Origin of the sequence: Streptomyces sp. NPDC006739, assembly GCF_042869815.1 — a bacterium.
Lineage (GTDB): Bacteria > Actinomycetota > Actinomycetes > Streptomycetales > Streptomycetaceae > Streptomyces.
In genome coordinates, this window is the sequence record NZ_JBIAGM010000002.1 from 605,757 (window position 1) to 622,314 (window position 16,558).

16 protein-coding genes are annotated in these 16,558 nt (G+C 71.9%); 8 read left to right on the top strand and 8 right to left on the bottom strand.

What is annotated here, in order from left to right; translation table 11 throughout:
- Positions 1 to 11 precede the first annotated feature (11 nt).
- Complete coding sequence (locus tag ACFYMM_RS06165) at positions 12 to 1,256, bottom strand: cytochrome P450 (RefSeq protein WP_388384322.1); 1,245 nt, start codon at positions 1,254 to 1,256, stop codon at positions 12 to 14.
- 239 nt (positions 1,257 to 1,495) lie between these two features.
- On the opposite strand from ACFYMM_RS06165, the gene ACFYMM_RS06170 reads away from it, so the two are divergent.
- Positions 1,496 to 2,665: a steroid 3-ketoacyl-CoA thiolase gene (locus ACFYMM_RS06170; protein ID WP_388384324.1), complete on the top strand. Its 1,170-nt coding sequence runs from the start codon at positions 1,496 to 1,498 to the stop codon at positions 2,663 to 2,665.
- Here the strand turns inward: ACFYMM_RS06170 and ACFYMM_RS06175 are convergent.
- The gene (locus ACFYMM_RS06175) at positions 2,649 to 2,903 is read right to left on the bottom strand and encodes a DUF397 domain-containing protein (protein ID WP_388384326.1); all 255 of its coding nucleotides are present in this window, start codon (positions 2,901 to 2,903) and stop codon (positions 2,649 to 2,651) included. The two genes, ACFYMM_RS06170 and ACFYMM_RS06175, sit on opposite strands and share 17 nt — an antisense overlap.
- Positions 2,884 to 3,711: a helix-turn-helix domain-containing protein gene (locus tag ACFYMM_RS06180; RefSeq protein ID WP_388384328.1), complete on the bottom strand. Its 828-nt coding sequence runs from the start codon at positions 3,709 to 3,711 to the stop codon at positions 2,884 to 2,886. Before ACFYMM_RS06180 ends, ACFYMM_RS06175 begins: the two co-directional genes overlap by 20 nt.
- 117 nt (positions 3,712 to 3,828) lie before the next feature.
- Between ACFYMM_RS06180 and ACFYMM_RS06185 the strand changes: the two genes are divergently transcribed.
- Genes ACFYMM_RS06185 through ACFYMM_RS06195 form a run of 3 tightly spaced genes read left to right on the top strand, consistent with a single transcriptional unit; the run spans position 3,829 to position 6,786 of the window.
- Positions 3,829 to 4,194 (top strand): ATP-binding protein, encoded by a 366-nt coding sequence (locus ACFYMM_RS06185; RefSeq protein WP_388384527.1) that lies wholly within the window; start codon positions 3,829 to 3,831, stop codon positions 4,192 to 4,194.
- Positions 4,195 to 4,252: 58 nt separating this feature from the next.
- On the top strand, positions 4,253 to 4,693 hold the full coding sequence (locus ACFYMM_RS06190) for a hypothetical protein (protein WP_388384330.1): 441 nt from the start codon (positions 4,253 to 4,255) through the stop codon (positions 4,691 to 4,693).
- The gene (locus tag ACFYMM_RS06195) at positions 4,690 to 6,786 is read left to right on the top strand and encodes a hypothetical protein (protein WP_388384332.1); all 2,097 of its coding nucleotides are present in this window, start codon (positions 4,690 to 4,692) and stop codon (positions 6,784 to 6,786) included. Before ACFYMM_RS06190 ends, ACFYMM_RS06195 begins: the two co-directional genes overlap by 4 nt.
- On the opposite strand, the gene ACFYMM_RS06200 is transcribed toward ACFYMM_RS06195, so the two are convergent.
- Positions 6,787 to 8,826, bottom strand: coding sequence for a bifunctional glycosyltransferase 87/phosphatase PAP2 family protein (locus tag ACFYMM_RS06200; protein WP_388384335.1), 2,040 nt, complete (start codon positions 8,824 to 8,826; stop codon positions 6,787 to 6,789).
- Between the two features lie 398 nt (positions 8,827 to 9,224).
- On the opposite strand from ACFYMM_RS06200, the gene proP reads away from it, so the two are divergent.
- Positions 9,225 to 10,580 (top strand): glycine betaine/L-proline transporter ProP, encoded by a 1,356-nt coding sequence (gene proP / locus ACFYMM_RS06205; protein WP_388384529.1) that lies wholly within the window; start codon positions 9,225 to 9,227, stop codon positions 10,578 to 10,580.
- Positions 10,581 to 10,680: 100 nt separating this feature from the next.
- On the top strand, positions 10,681 to 11,352 hold the full coding sequence (locus ACFYMM_RS06210; protein ID WP_388384336.1) for an O-methyltransferase: 672 nt from the start codon (positions 10,681 to 10,683) through the stop codon (positions 11,350 to 11,352).
- A gap of 118 nt (positions 11,353 to 11,470) precedes the next feature.
- Here the strand turns inward: ACFYMM_RS06210 and ACFYMM_RS06215 are convergent, their stop codons facing one another.
- Positions 11,471 to 11,863, bottom strand: a complete 393-nt coding sequence (locus tag ACFYMM_RS06215; protein WP_388384338.1) for a hypothetical protein — start codon at positions 11,861 to 11,863, stop codon at positions 11,471 to 11,473.
- Between the two features lie 99 nt (positions 11,864 to 11,962).
- Here ACFYMM_RS06215 and ACFYMM_RS06220 point away from each other — a divergent pair, with 99 nt between their 5' ends.
- Entirely contained in the window at positions 11,963 to 12,370 is a 408-nt protein-coding gene (locus ACFYMM_RS06220; protein ID WP_388384340.1) for a DUF1992 domain-containing protein, read from the top strand.
- 9 nt (positions 12,371 to 12,379) lie between these two features.
- Here ACFYMM_RS06220 and ACFYMM_RS06225 read toward each other — a convergent pair whose 3' ends face one another.
- Positions 12,380 to 13,108, bottom strand: coding sequence for a hypothetical protein (locus ACFYMM_RS06225; RefSeq protein WP_388384342.1), 729 nt, complete (start codon positions 13,106 to 13,108; stop codon positions 12,380 to 12,382).
- 5 nt (positions 13,109 to 13,113) lie between these two features.
- Complete coding sequence (locus ACFYMM_RS06230) at positions 13,114 to 13,752, bottom strand: hypothetical protein (protein ID WP_388384344.1); 639 nt, start codon at positions 13,750 to 13,752, stop codon at positions 13,114 to 13,116.
- A 141-nt stretch (positions 13,753 to 13,893) separates the two neighbouring features.
- Here ACFYMM_RS06230 and ACFYMM_RS06235 point away from each other — a divergent pair, with 141 nt between their 5' ends.
- Complete coding sequence (locus tag ACFYMM_RS06235; protein ID WP_388384346.1) at positions 13,894 to 14,400, top strand: GNAT family N-acetyltransferase; 507 nt, start codon at positions 13,894 to 13,896, stop codon at positions 14,398 to 14,400.
- On the opposite strand, the gene ACFYMM_RS06240 is transcribed toward ACFYMM_RS06235, so the two are convergent.
- On the bottom strand, positions 14,393 to 16,441 hold the full coding sequence (locus ACFYMM_RS06240; protein ID WP_388384348.1) for a DHA2 family efflux MFS transporter permease subunit: 2,049 nt from the start codon (positions 16,439 to 16,441) through the stop codon (positions 14,393 to 14,395). The genes ACFYMM_RS06235 and ACFYMM_RS06240 overlap by 8 nt on opposite strands.
- Positions 16,442 to 16,558 lie beyond the last annotated feature (117 nt).

Consider the following 16,558-nt stretch of genomic DNA (forward strand, 5'->3'; position numbering starts at 1 on the left):
TTCTTCGACGATTACGCCGGGGCGGTCGTCACCTGGAGTTCCTTCACGCCGTTGATCCACGCCGAACGCAGGCGGCGGGGGTCGGCGTCCGCCAGACGCAGGCCGGGCAGGGTGTCCGCGACCGCGTTGAAGATCAGGTCGATCTCCAGGACCGCGAGGGACTTGCCGAGGCAGTAGTGGGGGCCTCCACCGCCGAAGCCGAGGTGGGGGTTGGGGTCGCGGGTGATGTCGAAGGCGTCGGGGGAGGCGAAGACCTCGGGGTCGTGGTTGGCCGAGGCGTAGAAGAGGCCGACCCGGTCGCCCTTGCGGATGTGCTGGCCGCCGAGTTCGGTGTCCTGGGTGGCCGTGCGCTGGAAGGAATTGACCGGGGTCGCCCAGCGGACCACCTCCTCGGCGGTCGTCCCGGGGCGTTCGCGCTTGAAGAGGTCCCACTGCTCGGGGTGGGTCAGGAAGGCGTGCATGCCGTGGGTGATGGCGTTGCGGGTCGTCTCGTTGCCCGCCACCGCCAGCATCAGGACGAAGAAGCCGAACTCGTCCGAGTTGAGGTTGCCCTCGTCCTCGGCGGCCACCAGCGTGGTGACGATGTCGTGCGCCGGGCACCGCTTGCGTTCCGCCGCCATGTTCATCGCGTACGAGATGATCTCGGCGGCCGACTCGGCGCCCACCTCCGCCGTGATCGCGTACTCCGGATCGTCGTAGGCGATCATCTTGTTGGACCAGTCGAAGATCTTGGAGCGGTCCTCCTGGGGGAAGCCGATCAGTTCCGCGATGGCCTGGAGCGGGAGTTCGCAGGCCACCTCGGTGACGAAGTCGAAGGGACCGGAGCGGGCACCGGCGGCCGAGGCTATCGACCGGGCGCGGGCCCGCAGCCGGTCCTCCAGCGCCCGGATCGCGCGCGGGGTGAAACCGCGCTGCACGATCTGCCTGACCCGCGTGTGTTCCGGCGGGTCCATGTTCAGCAGGATCAGCCGCTGCGCGTCGATCGACGCCCGGTCCATGCCCTCCTTGAAGCGGATGATCGCCGTGTTGAGGTACGAGGAGAAGATCTCGGGGTGCGTGGAGACGTACCTGACGTCCGCGTGCCGGGTGACGGCCCAGTAGCCGTCGTCGGCGAAGCCCGCCAGACCGTGCGGCTGCGGGATCCAGCGGACCGGCTCCGCCCGGCGCAGCGCGGCGAACTCCGGCAGGGGCACCCGGTGGTGCAGCAGATCGGGGTCGGTGAAGTCGAACCCGTCGGGCAGCGCGGGACAGGGCATGAGCGACTCACTCCCACCATCTGACGGACCATCAGGAACTCACGGATGCCGTGAAGGTAGTAACGGGTTCTACAAGAGGCAAGGGGCACGGGCACCCCAATTACTTGCACGCCCCTTGCCGTTCTGGACAGCTGGTCAGCACACTGCACGGAGAACTGGTACGCGTTCTAGTTCTGCGTGGCGGGCCGGGCCGGGACGCGCCCGCGCCGCGCGGGTGACCGAGGAGAGGACGAGCCCCCATGGCCGCGGAAGCCGTGATCGTCGAAGCCGTACGCACCCCCATCGGCAAGCGCGGCGGCGCGCTCGCCAACCTCCATCCCGCCTATCTGCTGGGCGAGACCTACCGGGAACTCCTCGGCCGCACCGGCATCCCCGCCGACGCCGTCGAGCAGGTCGTCGGCGGCACGGTGACCCACGCCGGCGAGCAGTCCATGAACCCCGCGCGTACGGCCTGGCTGGCCATGGGGCTGCCGTACGAGACGGCCGCCACGACCGTCGACTGCCAGTGCGGCTCCTCGCAGCAGGCCTCGCACATGACCGCCAACATGATCGCGGCGGGCGTCATCGACGTCGGGATCAGCTGCGGGGTCGAGGCGATGTCACGGGTGCCGCTGGGCTCGGGCTCCAAGCACGGTCCCGGCAAGCCCTTCCCCGACGAGTGGAACGTCGATCTCCCGAACCAGTTCGAGGCGGCCGAGCGGATCGCCCGCCACCGTGGGCTGACCCGCGCCGACGTCGACTCCCTCGGGCTGCTCTCCCAGGAACGGGCCGCCGCCGCCTGGTCCGAGGAGCGCTTCAAGCGCGAGACCTTCGCCGTCCAGGTCCCCACCACCGAGGAGGAGCAGCACGCCGGCCAGGGCATGTGGCGCCTCGTCGACAAGGACGAGGGCCTGCGGGACACGTCGGCGGAGGCGCTGGCCCGGCTCAAGCCGGTGATGCCGACGGCCGTCCACACGGCGGGCAACTCGTCGCAGATCTCGGACGGCGCGGCGGCGATCATGTGGGCGTCGAAACGGATGGCGCGGGCGCTGAAGCTTCGGCCCCGGGCGCGGATCGTCGCCCAGGCGCTGGTGGGCGCCGACCCGCACTTCCACCTCGACGGCCCGATCGACGCGACCCGCGCGGTGCTGGGCAAGGCCGGCATGTCCCTGAAGGACATCGACCTCGTCGAGATCAACGAGGCCTTCGCGTCGGTGGTGTTGAGCTGGGCCCGGGTCTTCGACCAGAACCTGGACAAGGTCAACGTCAACGGCGGTGCGATCGCCCTCGGTCACCCGGTGGGGGCGACCGGGGCCCGCCTGATCACCACCGCCCTGCACGAACTGGAGCGAGCGGACAAGGAGTTCGCGCTCATCACCATGTGCGCGGGCGGCGGGCTGGCCACCGGCACGATCATTCAGCGCCTGTAGTCCACTCCAGGAAGGCGGAGAAGGAGGCGGGCGCGAGGGTCAGCACCGGGCCGGTGGGGGTCTTGGAGTCTCGTACGGCTACGGCGGTGCAGGGCGCTTCCGCGATCTCCACGCATTCGCCGCCCTGGTCGCTGCTGTACGACGACTTGCGCCAGGCGAGGCCACCGAGCGCCGCGCATTCGACGCACTGGCCCCCCTGGTCACCGCTGTACGACGACTTACGCCACTTGCTCTCCATAGCGGTCCTCCATCACCCGTCGGATCAGCTCCGCCGAGTCCTTGAGGGAGAGAGCGGCGGCTTGTAGATGATCGTAACGGAGCGAGCAGTCCTTGACGGTGTCCGGATTGGCGGTCGGATGCCCGCTGCCGTATCCCTCCGTGTAGACGATGGTCGGATCGCTCGTGAAGCGGAAGACGGTGAATGAGCCGGTCAATCCCGCGTGCGCCCCAGCTGAAAACGGCAGCACTTGGATGTTGACCCGCGGGTCGAACTCGAACGACAACAGGTGAGCCAGTTGCTCGCGCATGGTGGCCGGGCCGCCGATCTCCTGGTACAGCGCGGCCTCGCTGAGGACCAGCCAGAAGACCGGCGGCTCACCCTTCACGAAGATGCTCTGCCGAGCCAGCCGCACGGCGGTGCGGTCGTCGAGGTTGGTCTCGTCGATGGTCCCGAGGGTGGCCTGCGCGTACGCCTTGGTCTGGAGCAGGCCATGGACCATGCCCATCTGAAAGGTGCAGATCTCCGTCGCCCGAGCCTCAAGCTCAGCCACCTGCTGAAACCAAGCCGGAAGTTGGCTCCGCATCACCAGTACGACCAGCCGGGACAGCAGTCCGCCCGTGCCGAGCGCCACGTCCGCCCGTTCGCTGAACGCCGGCGTGGGCAGTTTTCTCGCCGTTTCGATCTGGCCGACCAGTGACCCGGTGTAGTTGAGGACGTCCCCCAGCTGCTTCTGCGTCAGGCCGGCCGCCTCCCGGTACCGGCGCAGCTCGAAGCCGTAGTAGTCGAGCGGCGAGGCGCCCGGGTCGAGGACGTTGATGTGGGTCACGCACGGTCCCCTCTCGCAACTCGGCCCACAACGGGACCGGTTGTATCCGTTCCGTTGCCGACGGTAGCGGCGCCGGGTGAGGCTCGTCCCGTGAAACTCCACATCCCCCACTACCGCATGAACCTCACCGTCGGCGAGCACTCGGTGCGGCACATCCGTCGTATCGTCCGCTCCCTGCTCGACGACTGGGAGCTACCGCAACTGGCCGACAGCGTCGAGCTGGCGGTGACCGAGGTGGTCACCAACGTCGTACGCCATGTACCGGACCGGCGCTGCTCGTTGGCGGTGCTTCGGCTGGCGTCGGCGGTCCGGGTGGAGGTGGGCGACGGGTCCCCCAGGCTGCCCTGTCCGCAGGACGCCTCCCCGGCGGAGGCCGAGTGCGGGCGGGGCCTTCTGCTGCTGGACGCCGTGGTCGACGAGTGGGGCGTGGTCCCCGGCCCGGGAATCGGGAAAACCGTCTGGTTCGAGTGCGTACCGCGCTAGGGTCCCTGTCCTGATTCAGGACGTTCAGGACGTTCTGGCTGGACTGGGGGGTTTGGCGATGCTTGACGAGGTGATGACGGCGGCCGCCGCGGCGGGGGGCACCGCGGTGGTGGAGGCCGCCGGTTCGGACCTGTGGGCCTGGTTCCGGACCCGGTGCGCCCGGCTGGTCGGCCGCGGTGACCCGGGCCGGGAGGGTGAGGCGCTGGAGCGGCTGGACCGCACCGCCGCCACCCTCGCGGCGGCGGGCGAGGACGAGGCCGAGCGGGAGTGGCGGCGCGAGGTGCAGGCACGCCTGTGGCGGGAGGAGTTCGCCTCGCTGCTGGAGAGCGTGGCGGCGGCGGAGCGGGACGAGCTGGTGGCCGGGCTCGACGCGCTGCGGGCGCGGACCGGGGGCGACGGGACCGGCGGGACGGTGTCCGGGAACACCTTTCGCGGGCCGGTCGCCTTCCAGACGGGCGCGCACAGCACCCAGGACATCCGCTTCGGGACGGCGGGATGAGCGGGTCCGTACCCGGTGCCGGACCAGGCGGGGTGTCCGGCAACGCCTTCAACGGGCCGGTCGCCCTGCAGACCGGCGCCGGCAGCACGCAGAACGTCCAATACCACTACGGCTCCGAGCCCCTCACCCCGCTGGACGCCTCGGCCGACGAGCTGGCCCGCGCGGTGTGGGCGCAGTGGCAGGAGGAGGCCGGGCTGCGGCGGCTGCTGGATCCCGCCCCGCTGCCGTCGCGCTGGCGGGTGACCAGCCGGGACCTGTCAGGTCCCGTCCGCGCGGCGACCGCCGAGGGCCGGTGGTCCCGGTTCGAGCCGCTGCCCGGGCTGGCGGCGGTGACCCAGGAGCGGTTGCGGGCCGGTGGCGGACTGGACGAACTGCACGCCGTGTACGGCGGGTTGGCCTCGGGCCGGCTGCTCCTGCTGGGCGCCCCGGCGGTGGGCAAGACTGCCACCGCGGTGCTGCTGCTCCTGGCCGCGCTGCGCCACCGCGCCCGGCCGGACCTCGGCGCGAGGGAGCGGGCGCGGGTACCGGTGCCGGTGCTGCTGACACTCGACGGCTGGGACCCGGCCCGGGAGAAGCCGGCGGAGTGGGCGGCGCAGCGCCTGTCCCGGGAGTACACGCTGTTCGCCGGGCGCGGCGGGCGCGAGCGGGCCCGGCAGCTCCTGGAGTCGGGACGGGTGGCACTGTTCCTGGACGGGCTCGACGAGGTCGACGGCAACAAACTGCGGGGCGCGATGGTGAAGGCGCTGGCGCAGGCTCCGTGCCGGCTGGTGCTGGTCTCCCGGGCGCTGGAGGCCGTACTGACCGCGAAGAGGTGCGCCCGGCTGGGCAGTGCGGTCGCGCTGGAGATCCAGTCCGTCGAACCGGCCGAGGCCGCCAGGTACCTGCTCGACCAGCTGCCCGACCCGGCGCCGGCCGCGTGGCGGGCACTCACCGACCGGCTGCTGCACGCCCCGGACAGCGCGGTGGCCCTGGCCCTCGCCAAGCCGCTGGCGATCACCCTCGTACGGGACATCTACGCCGACGACGGGCCGGTGGACGAACTCCTCGACAGCGCCCGCTTCGACACGTGCGCCAAGGTCGAGAACCATCTGCTGGACCACGCCGTCACCGCCGCCTACACGGCGCGGCCCGGCACCCCGGCACCCCGCTGGTCCGCCGAGACGGCGGAGCGGACCCTGCGGTTCGTCGCGCGGCGCCTCACCGAGGAGAGGGACCGGGACCTGCGATGGTGGCACATCCCGGGCTGGGCGGAGGTCCGGCCCAGACAGCTCGCCATGTGGGCGCTGGTCAGCCTGGTGTGCGGGGTGCCCACCTTCGTCGTGGTGTGGCTGGTCTCCCCGGGCCTGTCCACCGTGCTGGTCGGGGTCCCGGGCGTGGTCCTGGGCGGCTGGGCGGCCGGCGACCGCTTCGCGGAACTCAGCGATCCGCAGCCGTTGCAGAGTGCCGGCTGGCGGGACATCTTCACGCCGGGAGCGATCGTCTCGGGCGTGGTGGAGTGGCTGGTCCTCGGCACCGCGGCGACTCTGACCGCCCCGCTGCTGCCGGGTGACCACCCGCCGCCCGCGTGGCTCTGCTTCCTCACCACCCTGCCGCTCGGGTACACCGGGGTGCTGGTGACGGGCCGCGGCCACGAGATCGTGGCGGGGGTGCCGTTCCTGTCCGCCGGGGCGGGCTCCTGGTACGACGACGTACGGGAGCACTACAACCGCCCACCGGTACAGGACACCCGTTCGGTCGGCCCCAGGGACGTGTGGCGTCACCACCTCGGACTGCGCCTGGTCCTCGGCCTGCTGACCGGGGTCGCGGTGGGGCTGCTGGCCGGACCTCTGGTGGGCTGGTGGCTGGGCTTCCCGCTCGGCGCGATGACAGCGTTCTCGGGCGCGCTGATGACGGCCGTCATGGCCGGGCCGGTCTGCAACACGGCCGTCGCCACCACCGCCACCGCGCTCCAGCTCTCCGCCCGCGAGGGCACCCCGGTGCTCCTGATGGCGTTCCTGGAGGACGCCCGCCGCCGCAACCTGCTGCGGGCCACCGGCCCGGTCTACCAGTTCCGGCACTCCCGTCTCCAGGAACGCCTCGCCCGGACCCGCTGATCAGCTGGGTGCCGGGTCCTTCACGGGCTGCTCGGGGGATGCGACGCGCTCCGCCGCCACGGTGGCGGTGCGCGCCCTCGGTCCCTGGAAGACGTACGCCAGTGCGAAGCCGGCGCCCACCACCGCCGCGCCGCCGACCGCGTCGAGGACCCAGTGGTTGCCGGTGACGACGATGGCCGAGACCGTCAGCAGCGGGTGGAGCAGACCGAGGGCCTTCATCCACCACCTGGGGGCGATGACCGCGATGACGATCCCGCACCACAGGGCCCAGCCGAAGTGCAGCGAGGGCATCGCCGCGTACTGGTTGGTGAGCGCGGTCAGCGCGCCGTAGTCCGGCTTGGAGAAGTCCTGGACGCCGTGGACCGTGTCGATGATGCCGAGGGCCGGCATCAGGCGGGGCGGGGCCAGCGGGAAGAGCCAGAAGCCGATCAGGGCCAGGAAGGTGGCGAAGCCGAGGGCGGAGCGCGCCCAGCGGTAGTCGACCGGGCGGCGCCAGTAGAGGACGGCGAGGACGGTCAGCGGGAAGACGAAGTGGAAGGACTCGTAGTAGAACCCGAAGAAGTCCCGCAGCCAGCCGACACCGGCCACGGCGTGGTTGAGCGCGTGCTCGATGTCGATGTGCAGGAACCGCTCGGTGTCCAGGACGATGCGGCCGTGGTGCTCGGCCGTCGCCCGGCCCGCCGAACCGCCGCCGGTGGCCGCGAGCCGTACCCGCTGGTAGGCCGCGTAGGTGACGCGTATGAGGAGCAGTTCCAGGACGAGGTTGGGGCGGGTGAGGACCCTGCGCAGGAACGGCAGGAGCGGGACGCGGGAGAAGCGGGCGGGTACGGGTTCGGCGTACTCCGTGGGCGTCGGGTCCCGGAAGTACGGCGAGCTGCGGGGCAGGAAGGGTACGGCGAGGGCGGCGGACAGGGCCGCGAGCAGCGCGATGTTGTCCCGCAGCGGGTACATCACCGGCACGTTCGGCAGCATCATCTTGGCCGGGAGCGTGGTGACCAGGACGACCGCGACCGGCCAGACGTACCGGTCGGAGGCGCGGGTGCCGACCCGGCCGACGACCGCGAGCAGCACCCACAGCAGCTGGTGCTCCCAGGTGGTGGGTGAGACGGCGACGGCGGCGCAGCCGGTGACGGCCACGGCGAGCAGGAGCTGGCCGTCGCGGGCGTAGCGGACGGCGCGGCGCAGGGCGAGGACCACGACGGCGGCGGCGAGCGGCAGGAAGAGGCCGATCTCCAGGTCGCCGGTGACCCCGAGGCGCAGCAGGGCGCCGTGCAGGGACTGGTTGCCGAGGGCGTCGGCCTTGCCGCCGAGACCGACGCCCGCCATGTGGTGGAGCCAGTAGGTGTGCGAGTCGTGCGGCATCGCGGCCCAGGCGAGCGCGGTGCACACGGCGAAGGCGGCGGCGGTGGAGAGCGCGGCCCGGCGCCGGCCGGTGAACCACAGCAGCGGGACGAACAGCAGCACGGTCGGCTGCAGGGCGGCGGCGAGGCCCACGCACAGGCCGCCGGCGCGTTCGCCGCGCACGGTGAAGCAGCCGAGCAGCACCAGCAGTACCGGGATGATGCTGGTCTGGCCGAGCCAGAGGGTGTTGCGGACCGGCAGCGAGAGCATGAGGAGGCTGACGGCGACCGGGGCGGCCAGCAGCGAGGTGCGGCGGCTGACCGGCCGGGGCAGCGCGCGGGCGGCGACCAGGCCGAGCGCGACCACCAGGAGCAGGGTGCCGAAGGTCCAGCCCCAGCCGAGGGCCTGCTCGGCGGATCTGGTGAGGGGCTTGAGGACCAGCCCGGCGAAGGGGGTGCCGGTGAACCTCGTCGAGTCGTACAGGGAGCCCTTCACATGCAGGACGCCGTGCGGGCCGACCCAGGTCTCCAGGTCCGTGAGCCGTTCCCCGCTGGGGGTACCGAGGACGACGGCCACCTGCCGTACCGCGAGGACGGCGGCCACCGCCCACAGCCCGAGCCGGGCCGCGCGCAGCCGGGCCCCCGCCCCCACCGTCCCGAAGGCCTCCGTCGCTCCCCCGCTGTGCTCCACGTTCGCCACGCCTCGCCGGCCTCCGCCCCGTTCGTCCCGGGCGTCCCACACGCCCGGTACCTCTGAGAACCCTCTGAGCCTTGCAGCACCCGTTGACACAGACGCGGGCAACCCTCACTTCACCTCCCGTCCTCCCGCCTTTTGTCCGGAAGACGACGGTCCAGGGCCGTGCGGTCACTTGTTCGGAACGGGACAAAGATCACATGGGGTGGCCGAAAATCCCGCATGGAAGCGGGCAGACGTACCTGCGTACGCAACCTTTAGCTGCGCTATGCATCGATTCGCGTACGGGACGTAAGGCGGTGAAGTCCGCCTATCGTCGTTTTTCGGGCCGCTCATGGCAGCGCCGCCGGGCCGGCCTCGCCCCTGTCCCCGTCGAAAGGTAGGCGAACCCCGTTTTGGCGACCATCGCAGCCAACATCCCACCGCGCAAGGCCCGGTCGGCCAGGCAGGCCGCCGACGCCACCCACACCGAACCCGCCCTGGTCAAACGCGCCGTCAAGGCGGCCGCGCTGGGCAACGCCATGGAGTGGTTCGACTTCGGTGTCTACAGCTACATCGCGGTCACCCTCGGCAAGGTCTTCTTCCCCTCCGGCAATCCGACCGCGCAGTTGCTGTCCACCTTCGGCGCCTTCGCGGCGGCCTTCCTGGTCCGCCCGCTGGGCGGCCTGGTCTTCGGACCGCTCGGCGACCGGGTGGGCCGGCAGAAGGTCCTCGCCGTGACCATGATCATGATGGCGGCGGGCACGTTCTCGATCGGCCTGATTCCGTCGTACGCGTCGATCGGGGTCGGCGCGCCGCTGCTGCTCCTCGCCGCGCGGCTGGTGCAGGGCTTCTCCACCGGTGGCGAGTACGCGGGCGCGTCGACGTTCATCGCGGAGTACGCGCCGGACAAGAAGCGCGGCTTCTTCGGCAGCTGGCTGGAGTTCGGCACGCTGGCGGGCTACATCGGCGGCGCCGGCCTGGTCACCCTCATGACCACCCTGCTCTCCACCCACGACCTGCTCACCTGGGGCTGGCGGATCCCGTTCCTGATCGCCGGGCCGATGGGCATCGTCGGACTGTACCTGCGACTGCGCCTGGAGGAGACCCCGGCCTTCGCCGCCGAGGTCGAGAAGGCGGAGGCCGCCCGCCCGAAGGTGCCGCTGCGCGAGATGCTCGCCGGCCAGTGGAAGTCGCTGCTGCTCTGCATGGGCCTCGTCCTGGTCTTCAACGTCACCGACTACATGCTGCTGTCGTACATGCCGAGCTATCTGACCAGCGAGCTGAAGTACGACGAGACGCACGGACTGCTGGTCGTGCTGGGCGTGATGGCGCTGATGATGATCGTGCAGCCCTTCGCGGGCGCGCTGACCGACCGCGTCGGCCGTCGCCCGGTGATCGCCGCCGGCTGCGCGGGCTTCCTGCTGCTGTCCGTTCCCGCGCTGCTGCTGATCCGGCAGGGCAGCCTGCTCGCGGTCGCGCTGGGCATGGGTGCCCTGGGCATGCTGCTGGTGTGTTTCACGTCGGCGATGCCGGCCGCGCTGCCGGCCCTGTTCCCGACCCGGGTCCGCTACGGCTCCCTGTCGATCGGCTTCAACGTGTCGGTGTCGCTGTTCGGCGGCACGACCCCGCTGGTGGTGACCGCCCTGATCGGCGCGACCGGCAACATGATGATGCCCGCGTACTACATGATGGCGGCGGCCGTCGTCGGCGGGTTCGCGGTGTGGCGGATGGCGGAGTCGGCGGGACGTCCGCTGCCGGGGTCGGCGCCGTCGCTCTGAGTAGCGCGAAAGCCGGCCGAGATCCGTCGCGTATCTAGTTAGACGTGCTAAGTAGGTGGAGCTAGCTACGATACAAGTGGACACGGAAGGCAGCAGGCGCATGAGCGGGACACAGCTCTGGGACGACGTCGACTTCTACTTCAGCAGCCATCTCTCCCCCGATGACGAGGCCTTGCAGGCGGCGGTGCGGGACAGCGAGGCGGCTCAGCTGCCGCACATCAATGTCACGGCGACCCAGGGCAAGCTGCTCCAGCTGCTCGCCCAGATCCAGGACGCCCGGCACATCCTGGAGATCGGCACGCTCGGCGGCTACAGCACGATCTGGCTGGCCCGGGCCCTGCCGGCCGACGGCCGCCTGATCTCGCTGGAGTACAGCGCCAAGCACGCCGAGGTCGCCACCCGCAACATCGCCCGGGCGGGCCTCGACCGGATCGTGGAGGTGCGGGTGGGGCCGGCCCTGGAGTCGCTGCCCAAGCTCGCCGACGAGAACCCGGCCCCCTTCGACCTGGTGTTCATCGACGCCGACAAGGTCAACAACCCGCACTACGTGGAGTGGGCGCTCAGGCTCACCCGCGCGGGCAGCCTGATCATCGTGGACAACGTGGTGCGCGGCGGCCGGGTCCTGAACGCCGGGAGCGACGAGCCGGACGTCGTCGGCACCCGCGCCGCGATCGAGATGATCGCCGCCCACCCGAGGCTGAGCGGCACGGCGATCCAGACCGTGGGCAGCAAGGGGTACGACGGCTTCGCACTGGCCCGCGTGCTGGGCTAGGTCCTGCCGTCCACGAGGCTGGTGCCGCAACAGGCAACGTTCGCCCCGTCGCGACGCCCGGCACGCTCCCCCAGCCTTCGGCCGGGGGGGACCCCCACTCGCCGCACCTGCCGCGGCACTAGACCTCGTGGTAGAAGCCGACGTTGACGCTGCGGGGCTCGGTGCGGTCCTGGACGATGATCTCGCCGGAACCGCCGTGGGGCAGCGCGACCGTACCGCCGTAGACCAGGGGCTGCGCGTACTCCCCGGCCGTCAGCCGTACCTCGGACGACGGATCGGGCTGGGAGCCGCGCAGCCAGGTCACCTGCCAGGTACCGTCGGGGCCGCACAGGAACTCCAGATGGACCCGGGAGACGAACAGCCAGTCCTCGGGGGTCACGAGCCGGCACACGGCCGCGTCCCGGCCCACCCGCAGCACGGCGCCCGGTTCGCTGGGCGCGTCGGCCATCAGCATGCCGGCCGTGGCGCCCGAGTCCGCCGAGGAGACGGAGGCCATGGTGAGTTCGAGCACGTGCGTTCCCCCTGAAACGTCCTTGTGCGGTGGCCCGATTGCCGCACCGCCGCCGCATGATAAAACGCCCGGAGGGGCCGCGTCCGGCACAATGGATTCATGACCGAGCGAAAGCCGCCGGGTGTGCCGTTCGAGTCCTGGGTGGACAAGCAGATCCGTGAAGCGCAGCGGCGCGGTGAGTTCGAGCGGCTCGCGGGGGCGGGTGAACCGCTGCCGGCCGGGCTCGACTCCACCTACGACGAACTGTGGTGGGTCAAACGGAAGCTGGCGCGCGAGGGCCTGACCGTCCTTCCCCCCGCGCTGGCCCTGCGCAAGGAGGCGGAGGACGCGCTGGTCGCCGCCCTCGCCGCCCCCTCGGAGCGAATGGCCCGGAAGATCATCGAGGACGTCAACGTCAAGATCCGGGACATGATGTTCAAGCCGCCGCCCGGGCCCCCGCTGGGCAAGAAGCCGTACGACGTCGAAGAGGTCGTGGGCCGGTGGCGGGAGCGCCGGGCGGCGCGGTAGTGCGGTGCCTCAGATGTGGAGCAGCCGGTCGGCCAACTCGCGGTAGTCGCGCAGGGCGAGCCTCAACTGCTCGGTGTCGGCCTTGGTCCCGGGCCGGTCGTCGTCACCCTCCTGCCAGGACATGCGCAGGGTGCGGCGGCGCCGGGTCACGGCGTCGGTGAACCGCGCGCTGATCTCCTCCAAGGCCCGGTCGGCCTCCTCGACGGCCTCCCGGGGTTCGTCGACGAACCCGGCCACGGCATGCCGGAGCCGCTGCTCCAGCTTGCCGGTCTCCTCGTGGGGGAGGAGCGGGGCGGCACCGCCGGACAGCCGGGTACCGGTAGCGCCGGTGTCAGGGGTGCCGGAGGTGCCGCCGGCGCGATCGGTTCGGGTCATCCCGGACGCGGGGGTGTCGGTCCCGGTCGGACCGGGGGCCGCTCCGGGCGCGGGCGGGGCCAAGGGGTCGTCGTCCGCCCCCCGGGCCTTCTCCATGCCGGTTCCGGCGCCGGTGGTACCACTCACGGAGGTACCGCCGGGCGTGCCGGTCTCGGGCCGGTCCGGGGCCGCACCCCGCGCGGGCGGGGCCGGCGGGTCGTCGTCCGGCCTGCGGGCGCCGGGGCCACCGGACGCCAGAGCGCCGCTGCCGACGGTGCCGGACTCGGGCCGGTCCTCCGCAGCCGCGCCGAACGGGTCGGCGTTCGGCGTCGGCCTCTCCCGGGCCGGGGTTCCCGGGGCCCGGTCGGGTGTGGTGTCAGCCATGGTCGTCAGCTCCCCTTCGGGTGGGTCCGGTGGAGGGCCCACGGCAGGTGATGGGCGTGGGTGTCGGTGGTCGCGCGGTGCCGGCCGGGCGTGGCGCCCTGGCCGCTGGTGAGGTCGTCGAAGAGGGCGCGGGCCTCGACCAGGGCCGTACGCAGTTCCTCCGTGCCGACGCCGTCGTCACCCACTCCGGCCACGGCCACCCGGTGCACCTGCCGGTAGCCGTTCACATGGTCGGCGTGGTGCACGGACAGGGCGGCCAACTGCTCCTCGTACCGGGCGCCGTCGGGGAAGCCGCGCGCTCCGGCCACCTCCGAGAGCAGCCGGTCGGCCTCGGCGACCGCCTCCCGGGGCGAGTCGACGAAGCGTTCCTGGACGACCGTCCAGCGTTGCGTGTACCGCTCCCGCTCCTCGGGCGGCAGCGGACGCTCCCGCAGGTCGCCGTGGCGCTCGACCCGCTCGGCCAGCTCCCGCTCGGCGGCCGTGGTGTCGCCGTCGTGCCGGGCCAGGGTCCGCTCGTACTCGGGCCCGAAGCGCCGCTTCAGGCTCGGTCCGCCCCGCCCGCGACTACGTGCCGTCAGGGCGGCCGCGACGAGGACCACGGCCGCCACGATCACGATCAGAACAATGATCATGCCTGTGGACATGGTTGCCTTCCGGATCCGACCGGCCCCACTGGCCGGTTCATCCCTCGGGTGACCCGGAAGACGGCCCACAAACGGCCGTCCGGTCCCCGCCTCCCATATTCGGTTGCGGCGACCGCGCCCGGCGCGCCGAGAATGGGCCGCATGAGCTGGACCATCGCCCCGGAACCCTTCGACTCCCCGGTCGCCGCCGCGCTGTGGCGGGCGTACTACACGGAGGTCAGCGACCGCTGGTACCTCCTGTACGAGAGCCGGCGCACCGACCCGGACGAGCTGGAGCGCGAGATCGCCGCCCACACCGGCGCCGAACTCACCCCGCCCACCGGCCGGTTGCTGGTCGCGCGGTACGACGGCGAGCCGGCCGGCTGCTCGGGCGTACGGCTGCTGGAGCCGGACACCGCCGAACTCACCCGGGTCTTCCTGCACGAGGGGATGCGCGGCAGGGGCGGTGCCGCGCTGCTCGTCCGGGCCGCCGAGGACGCCGCCCGTGCCCTCGGCGCCACGCGCATGGTCCTGGACACCCGCTCCGACCTCGTCGCGGCGCGGGCCCTGTACGCCCGGCTCGGCTACGAGGAGACCGAGCCGTACAACGACAACGAGTACGCCGAGCACTGGTTCCGCAAGGAACTGGCGGCCTCGCAGGTCAGCTGACCTGCGCGACCTGCCCGTTCTGCGGCCGCTCCCGCTCCGAGCCGCACAGCTCGTCCGTCAGTTCCTTCACCAGCCGCGCCAGGTCGGTGGGCCGGTCCGGGCCCCACCAGTCGCCCAGCAGCTCCGCGAGGGACTCCTCCCGGGCCCGCGCCAGCCGGTCGGCGACCTGGCGGCCCTGGTCGGTGAGGGTCAGATCGAGTCCCCGGCGTTCGGCCAGGCGCCGCTCCTCGACCTGGCGGGCGGCGGCGAGGACGGCGCCCAGCGGGACGGAGGTGGACTCGGCGAGCGCGCCGGGCTCGACCGAGCCGTAACGGCGGATCCTGAGCAGCAGCCAGCTCGCGGCGGGCAGCAGGTCGTACCCGGCCCGCTCGGTGATGGTCGCGTAGATCCTCCGCCGGCCCTCCCGGGTGCCCAGCACGGACAGCGCCCGGCACACCTCGTCGTAGGAGGAGCGCTCGACCGGGTTGGGCGGGATCGTCTCGGAGACGTCCGGCGCGGTGACCGAGGCGCGCAGCCGGTCCTCCTTCAGGAACCACGCCAGCAGGAAGCCGAGGCCGGCGACCGGAGCGGCGTAGAGGAACACGTCGGTGATGGAGGTGGCGTACGCGTGCAGGGCCGCCGGGCGCAGCGTGGGCGGCAGGGCGGCGATGCCGCGCGGGTCGGACTTGAGCGCGTCGGCGGACAGGCCGCCCGGCAGCCGGGCGCCCCGGAAGGCGTCGGTGAGCTTCTCGCCGAGGCGGCTCGCGAAGACCGTGCCGAAGATGGCGACGCCGAAGGAGGCGCCGATGGAGCGGAAGAAGGTGGCGCCGGAGGTGGCGACGCCGAGATCCTCGTAGGAGACGGCGTTCTGCACGATGAGGACGAGGACCTGCATGACCAGGCCGAGGCCCAGGCCGAAGACGAAGAAGCAGGCGCTCATCTCGGCGGTCGGGCTGTGCTCGTCGAGCCGGTGCAGCAGGAGCAGGCCGATGGCGGTGACGGCGGTGCCCGTGACGGGGAAGACCTTCCAGCGGCCGGTGCGGCTGACGATCTGTCCGGAGACCGTCGAGGACAGCAGCAGGCCGAAGACCATCGGCAGCATGTGGACGCCGGACATGGTCGGGGAGACGCCGTGCACGACCTGGAGGAAGGTCGGCAGATAGGTCATCGCGCCGAACATGGCGAAGCCGACGATGAAGCTGATGACGGCGGCGAGGGTGAAGGTGCGCAGCCGGAACAGCTTGAGCGGCAGGACCGGTTCGGCGGCCCGGCGTTCGACGGCGACGAACGCCACGGCGAGCAGGACGCCCAGCACGGCGAGCCCGATGATCTGCGCCGACGCCCAGGGCCAGGTCGTGCCGCCGAGGGAGGCGACGAGGACCAGGCAGGTGGCGACGGAGGCGATCAGCAGGGTGCCCAGGTAGTCGATGACGTGGTGGGCGGCGTGGCGGGGTATGCGCAGGGCGGTCGCGATGACGGCGAGGGCGACGACACCGACGGGCAGGTTGACGTAGAACACCCAGCGCCAGCTCAGGTGCTCGGTGAACAGTCCGCCGAGCAGCGGTCCGAGCACACTGGTCGCGCCGAACACGGCACCGAACAGGCCCTGGTAGCGCCCGCGTTCACGCGGCGGCACGATGTCGCCGACGATCGCCATCGACAGCACCATCAGTCCGCCGCCGCCGAGGCCCTGCAGCGCCCGGAAGCCGATCAGCTCGGGCATGTTCCGCGCGGCCCCGCACAGTGCGGAGCCGACGAGGAAGATCACGATGGCGGTCTGGAACAGCTTCTTGCGTCCGTACTGGTCGCCGAGCTTGCCCCACAGCGGGGTGGCGGCGGTCGAGGCGAGCAGATAGGCCGTCACCACCCAGGACAGGTGCTCGAGGCCGCCGAGGTCGCTGACGATCGTGGGCAGCGCGGTCGACACGATGGTCTGGTCGAGCGCGGCGAGCAGCAGGCCGAGCAGCAGGGCGCCGATCGAGACGAGGACGTTGCCGGAGACGTGCTCCTGGCCCCGCGCGTTGCTCGCGTCCTTCTCCGTGCCGTGCGTGTCCAGGGCCATCTCGGACCTCCCGGGGCTGTCGTGCACCTTCCATCCTGATCGGTGTCTCCCGTTATGGCCTGTTGAGTCCTCCGGGGGCGGGGGAATCGTGTGGCGCGCGGGCCGACGGGTGTGGGG

Coding starts and splice junctions, on each gene's coding strand:
- ACFYMM_RS06165 (WP_388384322.1), bottom strand. CDS start 1,256: ATGCCCTGTCCCGCGCTGCCCGACGGGTTCGACTTCACCGACCCCGAT.
- ACFYMM_RS06170 (WP_388384324.1), top strand. CDS start 1,496: ATGGCCGCGGAAGCCGTGATCGTCGAAGCCGTACGCACCCCCATCGGC.
- ACFYMM_RS06175 (WP_388384326.1), bottom strand. CDS start 2,903: ATGGAGAGCAAGTGGCGTAAGTCGTCGTACAGCGGTGACCAGGGGGGC.
- ACFYMM_RS06185 (WP_388384527.1), top strand. CDS start 3,829: ATGAACCTCACCGTCGGCGAGCACTCGGTGCGGCACATCCGTCGTATC.
- ACFYMM_RS06190 (WP_388384330.1), top strand. CDS start 4,253: ATGCTTGACGAGGTGATGACGGCGGCCGCCGCGGCGGGGGGCACCGCG.
- ACFYMM_RS06195 (WP_388384332.1), top strand. CDS start 4,690: ATGAGCGGGTCCGTACCCGGTGCCGGACCAGGCGGGGTGTCCGGCAAC.
- ACFYMM_RS06210 (WP_388384336.1), top strand. CDS start 10,681: ATGAGCGGGACACAGCTCTGGGACGACGTCGACTTCTACTTCAGCAGC.
- ACFYMM_RS06220 (WP_388384340.1), top strand. CDS start 11,963: ATGACCGAGCGAAAGCCGCCGGGTGTGCCGTTCGAGTCCTGGGTGGAC.
- ACFYMM_RS06225 (WP_388384342.1), bottom strand. CDS start 13,108: ATGGCTGACACCACACCCGACCGGGCCCCGGGAACCCCGGCCCGGGAG.
- ACFYMM_RS06230 (WP_388384344.1), bottom strand. CDS start 13,752: ATGTCCACAGGCATGATCATTGTTCTGATCGTGATCGTGGCGGCCGTG.
- ACFYMM_RS06235 (WP_388384346.1), top strand. CDS start 13,894: ATGAGCTGGACCATCGCCCCGGAACCCTTCGACTCCCCGGTCGCCGCC.
- ACFYMM_RS06240 (WP_388384348.1), bottom strand. CDS start 16,441: ATGGCCCTGGACACGCACGGCACGGAGAAGGACGCGAGCAACGCGCGG.